This window comes from Streptomyces sp. NPDC005483, from assembly GCF_040606035.1.
GTDB lineage: Bacteria > Actinomycetota > Actinomycetes > Streptomycetales > Streptomycetaceae > Streptomyces.
In genome coordinates this window covers 1-15,008 of sequence record NZ_JBEXEA010000033.1, presented here as the reverse complement: position 1 = coordinate 15,008, position 15,008 = coordinate 1, and the positions used below count along the sequence as shown (strand labels likewise).

The window sequence follows — 15,008 nt, the reverse complement described above, 5'->3', positions numbered from 1 at the left end:
GGCAGCATGGTGACCGGTTCGAACGGTGCACTGGTTGTCCACAGCCTGTGGAGGCGTCGATGCGGTGGTTGGTGGGATGGAGCAGCACCGCCGCGGCTGTCTCCGGGATCGGGACGGCCGGGGCGACCGGAAGCGACGGCGAGACCGTGCACCCGGTGGGTTCGCACCTCCTGTGGGGTGACCCGGATCCGCTCTGGGCGGTCGGCGACTGGCGCCCCGACGAGGTGCGCGTGGTCACGGTCGACCCGCAGACCCGGATCGCGGTCCTCGGCACCTGCGGGGCCTCCGACGAACAGCTGCGGGTCGGAATGCTCGCCGCGCGCGGAGGGGCACTTCGGCATCTGACGGCCTGGTCGGGGGCGTACACGGCGGTGGTCCAGGTGGGCCGCCGGATCACCGTGGGCGGCGATCTGGCGGGCGCCCGGCCGGTCTTCTACACCCCCTGGGCCGGCGGTACGGCCTACGCGACCGCGGCTCTGCCCCTCGCCGACCTCATCGAGGCCAACCTCGACTTCGGGCACCTCGCCGCGCTGCTCGCCGCCCCCGACGTACCGGCCGCGCTCCACGACTCCACGCCCTACGAGGGCGTACGGCGCATTCCACCGGGGCACGCGCTGATCCTGCGCAACGGCGCGCGCGAGATCGCCGGCTACGAGCCGGTCGCCTCCCTGGCGGTCGCCGCGCCCTCCGCCGACCCGGACAGCGCGGTCGACGGGGTGCGCGACGCCCTGGTGGAGGCGGTACGCGCGCGTCTGTCCGCCCCGCGCCACGTGCCCGACATCGATCCCGGTCCCGTGCCCGGCATGGGGCCCGCCGAACGGCGTGCCGCGCGCGGGATGCCGGTGCCGGGGATCGGGGCCGACCTGTCCGGGGGGCCCGCGTCGGGGACGCTCGCCCTGCTGGCCGCCGGTCTGCCGGGGATGCCGGGGACCGTCCTCGGGCACGGCACCGGGGCCGGCGAGCGGCTGCTCGCGGTCACCTTCAACGACCTCGCTGTCGGCGGCCGGGAGGCCGAACTGGAGCGGGCGGGGACGCTGGCGGCGAATCCGCGGCTGCACCATGTGGTGGTGACCGGCGGCGAGGAGACGCTGCCGTACGCCGAACTGGACGGGCCCCTGACCGACGAACCCGGGCCGTGTCTGGTGACGGCGGCGCGGCACCGGGCGCGGCTCGCCGCGGGCAGCGCCGACCATTTCACGGGGTACGGGGCCCGGCAGGTGCTCGACGCGCATCCGGCGCGCCTCGCGGACCTGCTGATGGACCGCAAACGGCGTCATCTGGTCCGGCCCGTGGCCGCCTTGACCAAGGCGGACGGTTCCGTGCTCGTCCCCGCGCGCGTGTACGGCGCCGCGCGGAAACTGGCCCGTACGCCGTACCGGGTCGGGCTGGAGATGCTGGCCGACCGGCTCATGCACCAGCGGTTCGACGAGCCCGGGGGTGCGGTAGGGGCCTCCCTCGCCGCGCTCACCTGGGCCAGACCGGGGCCCGCGGCGCGGTGGCTGACGGGTGAGGCGCTAGCTGAAGTATCGGTTCGTCTGCAGGGCGCCACGCACCGCTCCGGGGTCGGCCCCGGGCAGCATCCCGGCGACTTCCGCGCGCGTGCGGCACTCGCCCGTCACGCGTCGGACCTGCGCGTCCTGGAGCAGGCCGTGGAGATCCGCTCCCAGCGGCTGCACACGCCGTTCCTGGACAACCAGGTGGTGCGGGCCTGCCGTGCCCTCCCCGAGGCGCTCCGGGTCCGGCCGGGGGCCCGGGCGGACATCCTCCGTACGGTTCTGGAGGGCGCCGGCGTCTCCGACCTCCCGCCGGGCTGGGGCGCCCCGTCCCACGCCTCCTCGGCGGCGGCGACCCGTACGGGGCTGCGGGTGGCGGCGGACTCCCTGATGTCCCTCTTCGGAACCCCGCTGCTGGCCCAGGCCGGCCTGGTGGAGGCCCGGGTGGTCCGCAAGGCGCTCCGGTCGGCCGCGGAGGGCGAGCCGCTGCCTCTGGACGGCCTCGCGGACCTGGTCTCGCTGGAGCTGTGGCTGGGCCGGCTGCTGGCCCGCCGCGGCACGTGCTGGACGGGAACCCCGGCACGCGCGCGTGCGGTACCGGCGGGGATCCGGCCGCAGCGGGGGGCCCTGGGCGCGGGTGCCTCCGGCGGTTGAGCGGTTTGTCCGTGCGGGTTCGGTGGGGGCGGGCGTTGTTGCGCAGTTCCCCGCGCCCCTGAATGCCTGCGTGTGCCTGCGGCGGGCTGGGCGGGTTCGGTGGTGGTGTGTCTGCGGGCCGGTGGGGGCTGGTCGCGCAGTTCCCCGCGCCCCTGGTGCCTGCGGCGCAGCTGCGGGCCCGGTGGGGGCTTGTGTAGCGCGTGCTCGTCCGGTGGGTTGGTCGGTGCCGGGGTGGGGGGTATCCGTCCTCGGTCCGGCGGCTCGGTCGCTTCAGCAGGGCCCGGTGCCGGACGCCGGCCGCTGCGGGCGGACACCCCCCACCCCGTCCCCTGCTCGCCGTACGCGGCGAACGGCCCGCCGTGGCGCACGGTCCGGTCAACGGCCCGCCGTGCTGGGTGAGGTGGCGAACGGCCCGTCTTGGCGCAGAGCGACTGCAACCCCCCCAGGGGCGCGGGGAACTGCGCGACCAGCCCCCACCGACCCGCACCCGCCCGACAACCCGGCCCGGCACCCCCCCTAGGCGCCCGGCCCGGTAAAAGACGCGGCCGATGGCCAGAACCCGGTGACAATGAACCGGTGCGGTACAGAATCCTGGGCGTCACCCAGGCAACGGAGGACGACGGCACCGTCATACCCCTCGGCGGCCCCCGCCTCCGGACCCTGCTCGCCGCCCTCGCCCTCCGACCTGGCCGCACCGCGAGCCCCGAGACCCTGATCGACGAGGTCTGGGGGGAGGATCCGCCGCAGGACGCCCCGGCCGCCCTGCAGGCCCTCGTCGGCCGTCTCCGTCGTACCGTCGGCAAGGACGTGATCGTGTCCGGGCCGGGCGGGTACCGGCTGGCCGCCGCCGAGGACGACGTGGACCTGTATGTCTTCGAACAGCTCGTACGGCGAGGAACCGCGGCCCTGGCCCACGGCGACGCGCTCACGGCCGCCCGGGACCTCACCGCGGCCCTCGCCCTGTGGCGCGGTGACGCCCTCGCCGACCTCCCCGACCGCACCGCCGCGACCCGCCCCGAGGCCCTGCGTATGGAGGCCACCCGGGCCCGGATCGAGGCGGATCTGCTGCTCGGCCGGGCCCAGGACGTCGTACCGGAGCTGAAGGAGCTGACCGCGGCGCATCCGTACGACGAGCCGCTGCGCGTTCTGCTCATCCGCGCCCTGCGCGACAGCGGCCGGGGCGCCGATGCCCTCGCCGCCTACGAGACCGCGCGCCGGGCCCTCGCCGAAGGCCTCGGTACCGATCCCGGCCCGGAGCTGCGTGACCTGCACGGCGAGTTGCTCGCGGCCCCGCTCGGCCGCCCCCGTGCCGAACGCACCGGCAACATCCGTCCGCGCCTTACCTCTTTCGTGGGCCGGGAACCCGAACTCGACGCCATCCGTTCCGAATTGCACAGGGCCCGCCTCGTCACCCTCACCGGACCGGGCGGATCCGGAAAGACCCGTCTCGCCGAGGAAGCCGCCGCCGGGCTCCCGCAGGCGTGGCTCGTCGAGCTCGCCCCGCTCGACCGGCCGGAGGCGGTACCCGGCGCGGTGGTCAGCGCGCTCGGTCTGCGCGAGACCGTGCTCATGACCACCGAGCTGACGGCCCCGCAGGACGACCCGCTCGCCCTGCTCGTCGAGTACTGCGCCCCGCGCAGCCAACTCCTGATCCTTGACAACTGTGAACATGTGATCGAGGTGGCGGCCCATCTCGCGGAGACCCTCCTCACCCGCTGCCCGGGGCTCACCGTCCTCGCCACCAGCCGCGAACCCCTGGGCGTGCCGGGCGAGTCCGTGCGGCCGGTCGAGCCTCTCCTCCCCGACCAGGCCCACCGCCTCTTCGCCGAGCGCGCCGCCGCCGTCCGCCCCGACGCCGGCGTCGTGCTCGGTGACAAGGAAGCCGTCGCCGAGATCTGCCGGCGCCTCGACGGGCTGCCGCTCGCCATCGAACTCGCGGCGGCCCGCCTGCGCCTGCTCACCCCCCGTCAGATCGCCGACCGCCTCGACGACCGCTTCCGCCTCCTGACCTCCGGCAGCCGTACCGCCCTGCCCCGCCAGCAGACCCTGCGGGCCGTCGTCGACTGGTCCTGGGAGCTGCTCGACGAGCGGGAGCGGACCCTGCTGCGCGAGGTGTCGGTGTTCGCGGGCGGCTGGGAGCTGGAGGCGGCGGAGGCGGTGTGCACCGGGCCGGCCGCCGAGCTCCTCGGCGCGCTCCTGGACAAGTCCCTGATCGTGGCCACCCCGTGCGAGCGGGACGGCTCCGACGGCATGCGCTACCGCATGCTGGAGACCATCCACGAGTACGCCGTCGAGCGCGCAGCCGAGTGCCCCGAGCTGCGCGCCGCCGCCGAGCTCCGGCACCGTGCGTGGGTGCGCGGGCTCGTCGAGGAGGCCGAACCACAGCTGCGTTCGGCCGGCCAACTCCCGTGGATCTCCCGCCTGGAGACCGAGCTGGACAACATCCGCGCGGCCTTCGAACGCACGCTCGTCGCGGACGACGAGACGGAGGCCGCTGCCCTGGCCCTGGGCATGGGTTGGTTCTGGTGGCTGCGCAACTACCGCCGCGAGGGCATGACCTGGGTGTACAGGGCGCTGCGCCTCGGGATGGCCCTGGACAGGGCGGTCATGACGGACCGGCACCACACCCCGCCCGACGGCGACGCCGAGCACCCGATCGACGCCTACCTCGCCGCCGGGCACACCGAGACGGACCACCCGGCACACCGCCGCCGCATGAACCTCCGCATGCTCCATCTCTTCCTCATGGCCGAGACGGAGCCCATGGACGGCGACCTGGACCCCCGTCTGCGCCGCTACGTGGAGCTCGTCCGGAACCACTTCGCGCGGGGCGGTCCCGACGCCGCCCGCCTGCCCGGCATCGTCTGGCCCGTGATCGGCCTCACGCTGAAGGACCCCTTGGACATCCGGCCCCTCATGGACACCTCCGTCGCCCACTGCCGGACCCACGGCGACGACTGGGCCGTGGCCGTCGCCCTGATGCTCCGCACCCACATGGCGGTCGACTCCTCGGGCGGGATGACCGGTGTCGACGACGACCTGGAGGAACTCCGCGTCCTCAGCCGCCGCGTCGGCGACCGCTGGCTCCGCGCCCAGGTCAGCAGCGCGGCAGGCGAGGCGGCCATGGCCCGCGGCCGCGCCGCCGAGGCCAAGGAGGAGTACGAGGAGGCGCTGCGCCTTGCCCACGAGGTGGGGGCGTATGCCGAGACACCGTTCCTCATCGCCCGGCTCGGCGAGGTCGCCTACCGCACCGGCGACCGCTGCACCGCGCTGACCACCCTGGACGAGGCGAGCATCGCAGGCGAGCGGTACGGCGTCCCGGAAACCCGGGCGTTCGTCCGGCTGATGCGTGCCCACATCGCCCTGGAGGACAAGGACCTCGCTCGCGCGCGCGAGTTGGTCGACACGGTGCGTGAGGAGATCGGTCAGTCACCCACGCCGCCCCAGTTCGCGGTGATGTTGAACTCGATCGTCGCTTCGGTGACGGCCGCCGAGTCCGGCCCCGAGCACGGACTGCCCCTGCTGGCGGACACTGTCCGCGCGGCGATCGAGAAGCGCTGTTCCGACATGGTCGTGGCGACGCTCGTGGACGGCGCCGCGACCCTGCTCTGCGACCTCGGCGACCTCCCGTGCGCGGTCCGGCTGCTCGCCGCCGCCGAGCGGTGGCGTGGCGGCGACCCGCGTCCCCACCCCGAGCGGGTGGACGCGGAGCGCGCACAGGTCCGGGCCCGCACCGGCCTGGGGCTCTCGCGCTACGCGGCGGAACACACCCGGGGCACGGCCCTCACCCCGGCCGAGGCCCTGGCCGAGCTCGACGGGGTGATCCAGGCGCGGCGCGTCATGAACACCTGAACTTCGACTCCGCCCAGTCCGCGAGCATCAGGTCGTCGAAGGGGCTGTGGGGCTCGACCACCAGCCGTACGGTCCTGTGCCCGGCGAGGTTCACATGGACGGGCACGCCCGGGTCGCCGCCCTCGACCAGCCCGGACCTCCACAGCCGGGCCCCGTCGGCGTACACGGAGAAGGAGACCTTTCCGAGGCCCAGCGTCATGTCGTCGACGCCGACCATCGCGTCGTAGGAGGAGCAGGCGCGGTTGAGGTCGATCGTGACGGAGGAGCGGCCGTGCACGGTCACGCCGTGGCCGTACTTCTGGTCGGCGATCGAGACGCCGTAGCGCTGCCACACCCAGCTGCTCTCGCTGATCCGCATCTCGGGCTCGCTGCCGTCGCCGGAGACGTCGTAAGACAGCTCGCTCCACTGGTAGACGGCCGGCGGGGGCGGGGGCGGAGGCGAGGGAGTCGGCGCCGGCCTCGGTGTGGGCGCGGGGGGCGTGGGCTTCGGGGTCGGGGTCGGTGTCGGTTTCGGGGTGGGGGTCGGCGTAGGAGTCGGGGTGGGCTTCAGGGGTGGTGTGGGCGCGGGGGTCGGTGTCGGCGTCGGTGCGGCCACCGCCACCGGGATCAGCGGGGTCTCCGGCTTGCTCGGGGAGGGCGCGGGCGCGGGGTCGCCCGGCTCGACGGCCGGTGCGGACGCGGGCGGCTTGGCGTCCGGTTTCCTGGCCGGGCTGTCGTCGCCGATCAGCGCGAGCGCCACCGCGGCGGCGGCCACGGCGGCCACTCCGGCCGCGATACCGGCCTTCACGGGTGCGCCGAGCCCCTCCGAGGCCGCGGCGCCGCCCGCGCCCGCCCCGCCCGAGGAGCTCCCGCCCGCCGCGGCGGCCGCTCCCGCCCCGGCGCCGCCCGCGATGAGCCCGAGGGCCTTGGCGTATCCGGCGGCCCCGAACCAGCCGATGACCGCGACCGGTACCACCGCGGGGATACCGCCTGCGACTTCCTTGATCTGGCCCGCGGCCAGCCGGCACTTGGCGCACTCCTCCAGGTGCTTGCGCAGACCTCGTTCGGCACGGGTGCGCAGGCTGCCGCGGGCGTAGGCGCCGAGCCGGTCGGCGTAGCGGGCGCACTCCTCGTCGGTGGCGAGGGACGCGCTGACGTGGGCCTGGAGGTAGGCCTGCTTGAGCCCTTCGCGGGCGCGGCTGGCCAGCACGCGCGTGCCGTTGGCGTCGAGCCCGAAGAGGATGGCGACCTCGCTCGGCGACTCGTCCTCGACCTCGGTGTGCCACAGCACGGCCTGCCAGCGCTCGGGCAGCGACCGGAAGGCCTGCATGGCCATGGACTGCTCGGCCACGTGCATCGCGCGTACGTCGGCGCCGAGGTCCAACGTGTCGTCGTCGGAGACCTCGGAGCTGCGCGCGGCCTGCGCGGCGAACACCGCGAAGTCGTCGACGAGCTGCTCCCGTTTCGCCGACTTGGTCCAGCCGGCGGCGACGCGGCGGACGCTGGTGAGCAGATAGGCGCGTACGGCGTGCTCGGGGCCGTGGCCGCCGCGCACCGCCTGGAGCACGCGGGCGAAGACCTCGGCGGTGAGGTCTTCGGCGGTGTGGCCGTCGCGGCAGCAGGTGCGGGCGTAGCGGCGCACGGCCCCCGCGTGGCGCCGGTAGAGGGCCTCGTAGGCCATGTCGTCGCCGGAGCGCATCCGCTCGATCAGGTCGGCGTCGGACGGCGATGTCTCCCTGGGCGGCAGCAGGACGCCGCCGTCCTCGCGCCGGTCGCGCTGTGCCGGGACGCTGCCCTCGAGGGGTTCGCCGCCCTGGGCGGGGATGCCGCCCTGCGGAATGCCCGCGCGGCCGCCCTGGCCCGGCACCTGGGGGGTGCCGCCGGCTTCCCCGTCGCCCTCACCGAGGGGTTCGTTCCGCCCGTCAACGCTCATCGCGGAATGCCCCCGCCGCCGGCCCAACCAGTCCCGAACACCAAGTCAGCGTGCCATATTGGCTTTTGGTCAGCGCCCCGCGGTACGGCGCATCCACCCGTCCGTGGGGACTTCCCGCACGGCAGTACTGAGCATTACTCGGATGGGGAAGACTCAACTGTCACGGCTGGTGCGGGAGTTGGTTCACGCGCCCGGAAAACGCCGGAATGTTCCGGGGTGCGGACGGCAGCCGCCCGCACCCCGCTGTCACCCTTTCGAGTCACACCGGCCGGGACCGCAGCCCCTCCAGCAGAATGTCGAGCAGCCGCGCCGAGGCCGCCGCCTGCTGCGCCGCGTCCGGCAGCGAGGGCGCCGCGGTCGCGATCACCAGCAGGACGTCCGACACCGACACGTCGGTCCGCAGCTCACCGGCGGCCCGCGCCCGGTCCACGAGCTGGCCCACGACCTCCAGCAGCGCCGACGCACCGGCGTCGTCGTCCGCCGAGACCAGCGGGGGCTCCTCCGGCACCAGCCGCAGCTCGCCGGAGCCCGGTGTGGTTCGCTGCTGCGGCACCCGCGTCTCGTCGTAGCCGTCGGACCCTTCGTCGGCGACCCCGACCCGCAGCACCTGCGGCGGCAGCAGCCGCCCGGCACCGGACGCGACCGACGTGCGCAGGAAGCGCGACAGCGCCGACCACGGCTCGTCCTCCTGGCCGAGCGCCGCCCGCGCCTGGTCGGTCAGCCGGGAGGTCTCCTCCTCGGCTATCCGCCGGACCAGGACGTCCTTGCTCGGGAAGCGCCGGTACACCGTGCCGACACCGACCCGGGCGCGCCGCGCCACGTCCTCCATCGGCGCGCCGTAACCCAGCTCGCCGAAGACCTCGCGCGCCGCGCGCAGTACGTGTTCCAGGTTGCGCTGTGCGTCCACGCGCAGGGGGGCCGAACGTGATCCGTCCCGTCCGTTGCCCGCCGCGCTCATCGCCGAATCCATCGCGCCGCCCATCGCCCCGCCACCGGGTGCGATGGCGGACGCGGTGGACCAATGAGAGTCCTGAATGTGCATAAATGATCCCCCGGTAATGACGTCTCCCCCCGGAGACTCTCCCCGCCATCGAAAGCCGGAGCGTGCGGAACAAGCCCGTTTCACGAGTCCGCCCGTCGCGGACCCGGAGCGCATCCCCCTACACCCCGTCGACACACGAACATAGTTGAGCGGGGGTCAATTCAGAAGGGGCAGGTTCCGCACGGAGCGCCCCCCGATCGGAGTACGGGTGGCAAACGCCCCGATTGCACCCCCTCCGCCCGCCCGGCGCACACCGGTTGACCTGCGAAGCTTCCGCGCCCCCCGGCGATTCGGCCAACCCGGCGCGCCGACGACTTCCAGTCACACAATTTGTCGAGGCTGTGGACAAACTCAAGCGACGGGTGCGTCATGGGATGGTGACGGAACGTGCGCGCATTCTGGTTGTCGGCGGCGGCTACGTCGGGATGTACACGGCTCTGCGACTGCAGCGGAAGCTGAAACGGGAACTCGACCGGGGCGAGGTCGAGATCACCATCGTCACACCCGACTCGTACATGACCTATCAGCCCTTCCTCCCCGAAGCGGCCGCCGGCTCCATCTCCCCGCGCCATGTCGTCGTACCGCTGCGCCGCGTCCTCGACCGCTGCCGCGTCCTCGTCGGCGAGGCCACCGCGATCGACCACGCCAAGCGCACGGCCTCCGTCATCACCCTCGCCACCGAGGAGGAGCGCACGGGCGGCGAGCAGCTGTCGTACGACGAACTGGTTCTCGCTCCGGGTTCGATCGCGCGCACGCTGCCGATCCCCGGACTCGCGGACCACGCCATCGGGTTCAAAACGGTCGAGGAGGCCATCGGCCTGCGCAACCACGTCATCGAACAGATGGACATCGCCTCCTCCACTCGCGACCCCGCGATCCGCGACGCGGCCCTCACCTTCGTCTTCGTCGGCGGCGGCTACGCGGGCGTGGAGGCGCTCGGCGAGCTGGAGGACATGGCCCGCTACACCGCGCGCTACTACCACAACCTCCGCCCCGAGGACATGAAGTGGATCCTCGTCGAGGCATCCGACCGCATCCTGCCCGAGGTCGGCGAGGAGATGGGCCGCTACACGGTCAGCGAACTGCGCCGCCGCAACATCGACGTACGGCTGAACACCCGCCTGGAGTCCTGCCTGGACCGGGTCGCCGTCCTCAGCGACGGCAACCGCTTTCCCACGCGTACGGTCGTGTGGACCGCCGGCGTGAAACCCAGCCCGCTCCTCGCCGCCACCGACCTCCCGCTCACCGAGCGAGGTCGGCTGAAATGCACCCCCCAGCTCACCGTCGACGGCGCCACGCACGCGTGGGCGGCCGGAGACGCGGCCGCAGTCCCCGACGTCACCGCCGAGGAACCCGGCAGGGAGACGGCCCCCAACGCCCAGCACGCCGTACGCCAGGCGAAGGTCCTCGGCGACAACATCGCGCACGCGCTGCGGGGCGAGCCGCTGGAGACCTACTCCCACAAATACGTCGGCTCGGTGGCCTCCCTGGGCCTCCACAAAGGCGTCGCACAGGTCTACGGGCGCAAACTGAAGGGCTACCCTGCCTGGTTCATGCACCGCGTCTACCACCTCAGCAGGGTCCCCACCTTCAACCGCAAGGCCCGCGTCCTGGCCGAGTGGACCCTGTCGGGGCTCTTCAAGCGGGAGATCGTCTCCCTCGGTTCACTCGAACATCCCCGCGCGGAGTTCGAACTCGCGGCCGGTGGAAAGCATCCTCACGACCCGACGAACGACCCGAAGGGGTCGTCCTGACCGGACCGAGGAACTCCACGGACCGCCCCGGCGTCTGACGGATGTCGACCGGTCGGTCACCCTGCCAGACTGGTGCCCGACTTCGGACGGGCAGCCGCCCGCCCCTCGAACCAAGAGGTTTTCCCACCGTGCCGCACCCCGGGGCTGCCGTCCCCAGCCCCCCGGCCGGGCCCGGAGCCGGCCCGAAGACGCCGAAGACGACGACGCGAGGCAAGGATTCGTGAACTTCACGCGCTGGAGCGCCCGCCTCCCCGGAACGCAGCGCCGCGCCGCAGCGCGGACCGACGACCTGGTCACCGAGGACCGCCTGAGCGAGGGCGCCGTCCCCGCGGCCCGCGCCGAACAACTGACCGTGCCGGTCCCCGCCGTCGACGAACTCCCCGTACGCGAGGTACTCGACCGCGTCCCAGCCCTCGTCGCCCTCGTCCACGGCCCCGACCACCGCCTCGCCTACGTCAACGACGCCTATGTGGTCGCCTTCGGCCTGCGCTCACCGGGCCGACCGGCCCGCGAAGCCCTCCCCGAGCTCGACGAGATCGGCCTCCTCCCGCTCCTCGACCAGGTCCTGCGCAGCGGCAAGCCGCGCACGGTCAAGTCCCGCAAGGCCCCCGACGGCCGCTCCTACACCTTCACCTGCACTCCGGTGACGGAAGGCAACGGCGGTGGCGCCGGCGTCCTCGTGTTCGCCACCGACGTCACCGACCACGCCGAGGCCGCCGAACGCCTCAGAGCCAGCGAGCGCCGCCAGCGCGAGACCGCCGTCACCCTCCAGCGCTCCCTGCTCCCCCAGGAACTCGAAGAACCCGACGACCTGCGCATCGCCGCCACCTACCACCCCGGCGGCACCGAGGCCGCGGTCGGCGGCGACTGGTACGACGTCATCACCCTCGGCGGCGGGCGCACGGCCCTGGTCATCGGCGACGTCATGGGCCGCGGGGTGCGCGCGGCAGCGGTCATGGGCCAACTCCGCACAGCGGTCAGGGCCTACGCCCGCCTCGACCTGCCCCCGCACGAGATCCTCCAGCTCCTGGACGGCCTCGCCATGGAGATCGACGCCAACCAGATCGCCACCTGCGTGTACGCCATCCACGACCCGAACGAGGGCAAGCTGGTCTACGCCTCGGCCGGCCACCTGCCCATCCTGGTCCGCGACGAGAGCGGCGTCGTCCTGCGCGCCGCCGAACCCACCGGCCCGCCGCTCGGCACCGGCGGCTGGATGCACGCCTCGGGCTCCATCCCGCTCGGCCCGGGTTCGACGGCCGTCCTCTACACGGACGGCCTCGTGGAACGCCGCAACGAAGACCTGGATGAGGGCATCGCGGCCCTCGAACGTGCCTTGGCCGGCGCCACCGGCACCCCCCAGGTCATCTGCGACCGCCTGGTCCGCTCGGCCGGCGTCACCGCGGAACACGACGACGACGTGGCCGTGATGGTCCTCCAGCACCCGGCCCACACGGGCCCTGACAGCGAGCTCTTCCGCAATGCCGCACTCGAACTGCTGGGCGGCGTCGAGGCGGCTCCACGCGCGCGTGCGTTCGCCTCCGGCGTGCTGACCAGTTGGCGGTTCCCGGTCGAGCTGCACGACCTGGGGGTGCTGGCGGTGAGCGAACTGGTGGCGAACTCCTTGCAGCACGGCACCCCTCCCATGCGGCTTCGGCTCCGACGTACCGATCGGCGGCTCATCGTCGAGGTGACGGACGGGGATGACCATCTGCCTCGGCGCCGGAGGGCCGAACCGGGCGACGAATCCGGTCGTGGGATCGCGATCGTGGCGACCATCGCGTCGAACTGGGGGTCTCGGAGGACCCCCGGGGGTGGCAAGGCGGTCTGGTGCGAGTTCGTGCTGCCCAAGGGGTAGCGGCCTCAGGGGCGGGGCGGCTGCGGGCGCGTGGGGGCTTGTCGCGCCCACGCGGCGGAGCGGCAAATCGCCACAGCCCCGCGCCCCTGAGGACTTGCGGCTAGGCGGCCAGAGACTTCGCCGTTGCTCCACCCTGTGCCACCACTCGGCTCTTGCGCAGTGACGGCTGGTTCTGCACCGGCGTCAGCTGCCTGCCCAGCCGGACGGCCAGGTAGGTGATGCCCAGCGAGAACAGCAGGAACGTCACGACGTACGGCGTGTGCAGCGAGGCTCCCATCGGGCCGCCCACCGCCGGGCCGACCGCCAGGGCGAGCTGCTTCACCAGGGCGAAGGCGGAGTTGTACTGGCCCGCCATCCCCTCCGGCGCCAGATCGGCGACCAGGGGAGCCACCGTCGGAGACAGCATCGCCTCACCCAGCCCGAACAGGGCGTACGTCGACACGAACGCCGCCGTGGCCATCTCCTGGCTGCCATGTCCGAGCCCCGCGTAACCCGCGGTGACCCATGCCACGGCCCAGATGAGCCCGACCAGGGCGATCACCCGGGACCGCCTCCGCCGCTCGACGAACCTCAGTACGGCGAACTGCGCGACCACGATCATCGCGGTGTTGGCGGCCAGGGCCGTGCCCAGCGCCGAGGTGGAGATGCCGGCGGCCTCGACGCCGTACGCGCTCAGGCCCGATTCGAACTGTCCGTAGCAGGCGAAGAACAGCACGAAGCCCAGGACGCACAGCTGCACCATGGCCCGGTTGCCGAGCAACTGCTTCCAGCTGCTCTTGCCGGACCGGGTCGGCGCGCCCTCGACACGCGGTGCCTGCGGCAGCCGCAGGGTCGCCATCACGACCACCAGCAGGAGGAACATCGCCGCCTCGATCGCGAACAGCAGAGTGAAGGACGCCGCGCTCGACGTGTCGACGAGATGCCCGCCGATGAGACCGCCGACGCCGAGCCCCAGGTTCTGCAGGAAGAACTGCATGGCGAAGGCCCGGGACCGTGTCTCCGAGGTGGAGCAGTCCACGATCATCGTGGCCAGCGCCGGCTGCATGACCGCCTGGCCCGCCCCGAGCGCGGCCGCCGACAGCAGCACGGTCGGCGCATGGCTCGACAGTCCGAGGCTCAGCGCTCCGAGCGCGGCCGTGAGCAGGGCGGTGAGCAGCACCGGCAGCGGGCCCCGCCGGACGATGGCACGCCCGGCGAACGGCAGTACGATCAACGCCGCCACGGCGAAGACGGCGAGAACCAGCCCCGCCGTCATGGCCCCGAGCCCCCGCACCTGCGCCACGTAGACGTACAGGTAGGGGACGGTGAAACCGAGCCCGAACGCACTGAGTGCGTTGCCCACGTGGATCCGGCGCATCTCTGCGCCCATCGCCCTGGTCACGTTCACCTCTCTCACTAGTTAGGAGTGAAGACTTCAAAGCTAAAGTTCGAAGCTAAAGAGTACATACCGAAGGACTTCAAGGCAAAGGAGGTGCGTGCCATACTGCGGCCATGGCCGAGACTCCTGGCATCCCCGAGCCGACGCTCGACGAGCAGATCGCCGCCTACCAGCGCGAGTTCCAGGACCTCGACCCCCAGGTCGAGCAGATCGTCTCGGCGCTCTCCCGGCTGAACCGCCGCATGAACGTCGCCTACGGCCGCCAGGCCGCCGACCTCGGCATCAGCAACGCCGAGTGGGAGGTCCTCAAGGCGCTCGTGCTCTCCGGCGCCCCCTATCGGATGGGGCCCAGCGACCTCGCCAAGCGCCTCGGTCTCACGCCGGCCGCGATGACCCACCGGATCGACCGCATGCTCGCCGAAGGACTGGTGACCCGGGAGCGGGACGAGTCCAACCGCGTCCGCGTGATCGTGGAGCTGACCGTCGAAGGCCACGAGAAGTGGCTGGAGGCGATGCGCCTCGCGACAGTCTTCGAGGAGGACCTGCTCCAGGACCTGTCCGCAGAGGAGCGCAACACCCTCGGGGACGTGCTCACCCGGCTGCTGCGTAGGGTGGAGCACGCACAGCCGGACGCCGGCGGGCGGCTCAGCGACCTCGACTGAAAAGATCTTGACAGGGGGTGCTTGACAGCCCTCTGCTGGATACGTAGAGTTCTTCGGGTTGCCACGGGGCCGTAACGGTTCTTCGGCAGCACCTCCGCCGCGAGAGCGGCCACTCAAACCATCAGAACGATCTCCCAGCCGGGATGAATTCGGTGTGCCCGAATTCAATTCGATTTGGGTGCGGCTCCTCGATTTGGGACCGCAGCGAGAGTCCGCTAAGGTTTGAGACGTCGGAACGGCCCAACGGCCGGGAAGGCAAGCCCCACTGACTGGGAATCAGGCCCGAAAGGATCTGATAGAGTCGGAACCGCCGGAAAGGGAAACGCGAGAGCGGGAACCTGGAAAGCACCGAGGAAATCGGAACCGGAAACGGTCTGATAGAGTCGGAAACGCAAGACCGAAG

Annotated in this window: 8 protein-coding genes; 5 read left to right on the top strand and 3 right to left on the bottom strand. The window is 72.7% G+C overall.

Going from position 1 to position 15,008, the window contains the following annotated elements:
• Nucleotides 1-59 precede the first annotated feature (59 nt).
• Both ABZT06_RS40110 and ABZT06_RS40105 read left to right on the top strand, forming a co-directional pair.
• The gene (locus ABZT06_RS40110) at nucleotides 60-2,147 is read left to right on the top strand and encodes an asparagine synthase-related protein (protein WP_355752590.1); all 2,088 of its coding nucleotides are present in this window, start codon (nucleotides 60-62) and stop codon (nucleotides 2,145-2,147) included.
• Between the two features lie 576 nt (nucleotides 2,148-2,723).
• Complete coding sequence (locus tag ABZT06_RS40105; protein ID WP_355752588.1) at nucleotides 2,724-5,999, top strand: BTAD domain-containing putative transcriptional regulator; 3,276 nt, start codon at nucleotides 2,724-2,726, stop codon at nucleotides 5,997-5,999.
• Here ABZT06_RS40105 and ABZT06_RS40100 read toward each other — a convergent pair.
• Nucleotides 5,986-7,911 (bottom strand): sigma-70 family RNA polymerase sigma factor, encoded by a 1,926-nt coding sequence (locus tag ABZT06_RS40100; protein WP_355752586.1) that lies wholly within the window; start codon nucleotides 7,909-7,911, stop codon nucleotides 5,986-5,988. The genes ABZT06_RS40105 and ABZT06_RS40100 overlap by 14 nt on opposite strands.
• Nucleotides 7,912-8,170: 259 nt before the next feature.
• Nucleotides 8,171-8,953 carry a helix-turn-helix domain-containing protein gene (locus tag ABZT06_RS40095; RefSeq protein WP_355752584.1) on the bottom strand — a complete coding sequence of 261 codons (783 nt, stop codon included), beginning with the start codon at nucleotides 8,951-8,953 and terminating at the stop codon, nucleotides 8,171-8,173.
• Nucleotides 8,954-9,327: 374 nt separating this feature from the next.
• Between ABZT06_RS40095 and ABZT06_RS40090 the strand changes: the two genes are divergently transcribed.
• Together ABZT06_RS40090 and ABZT06_RS40085 are read left to right on the top strand one after the other, a co-directional pair.
• Nucleotides 9,328-10,707 carry an NAD(P)/FAD-dependent oxidoreductase gene (locus tag ABZT06_RS40090; protein WP_355752582.1) on the top strand — a complete coding sequence of 460 codons (1,380 nt, stop codon included), beginning with the start codon at nucleotides 9,328-9,330 and terminating at the stop codon, nucleotides 10,705-10,707.
• Between the two features lie 220 nt (nucleotides 10,708-10,927).
• Nucleotides 10,928-12,565, top strand: coding sequence for a SpoIIE family protein phosphatase (locus tag ABZT06_RS40085; RefSeq protein WP_355752580.1), 1,638 nt, complete (start codon nucleotides 10,928-10,930; stop codon nucleotides 12,563-12,565).
• 100 nt (nucleotides 12,566-12,665) lie between these two features.
• Here ABZT06_RS40085 and ABZT06_RS40080 read toward each other — a convergent pair whose 3' ends face one another.
• Nucleotides 12,666-13,934: an MFS transporter gene (locus ABZT06_RS40080; RefSeq protein WP_355752699.1), complete on the bottom strand. Its 1,269-nt coding sequence runs from the start codon at nucleotides 13,932-13,934 to the stop codon at nucleotides 12,666-12,668.
• 122 nt (nucleotides 13,935-14,056) lie between these two features.
• On the opposite strand from ABZT06_RS40080, the gene ABZT06_RS40075 reads away from it, so the two are divergent.
• Nucleotides 14,057-14,605 carry a MarR family transcriptional regulator gene (locus tag ABZT06_RS40075; protein ID WP_355752578.1) on the top strand — a complete coding sequence of 183 codons (549 nt, stop codon included), beginning with the start codon at nucleotides 14,057-14,059 and terminating at the stop codon, nucleotides 14,603-14,605.
• The last annotated feature ends 403 nt before the right edge of the window (nucleotides 14,606-15,008 follow it).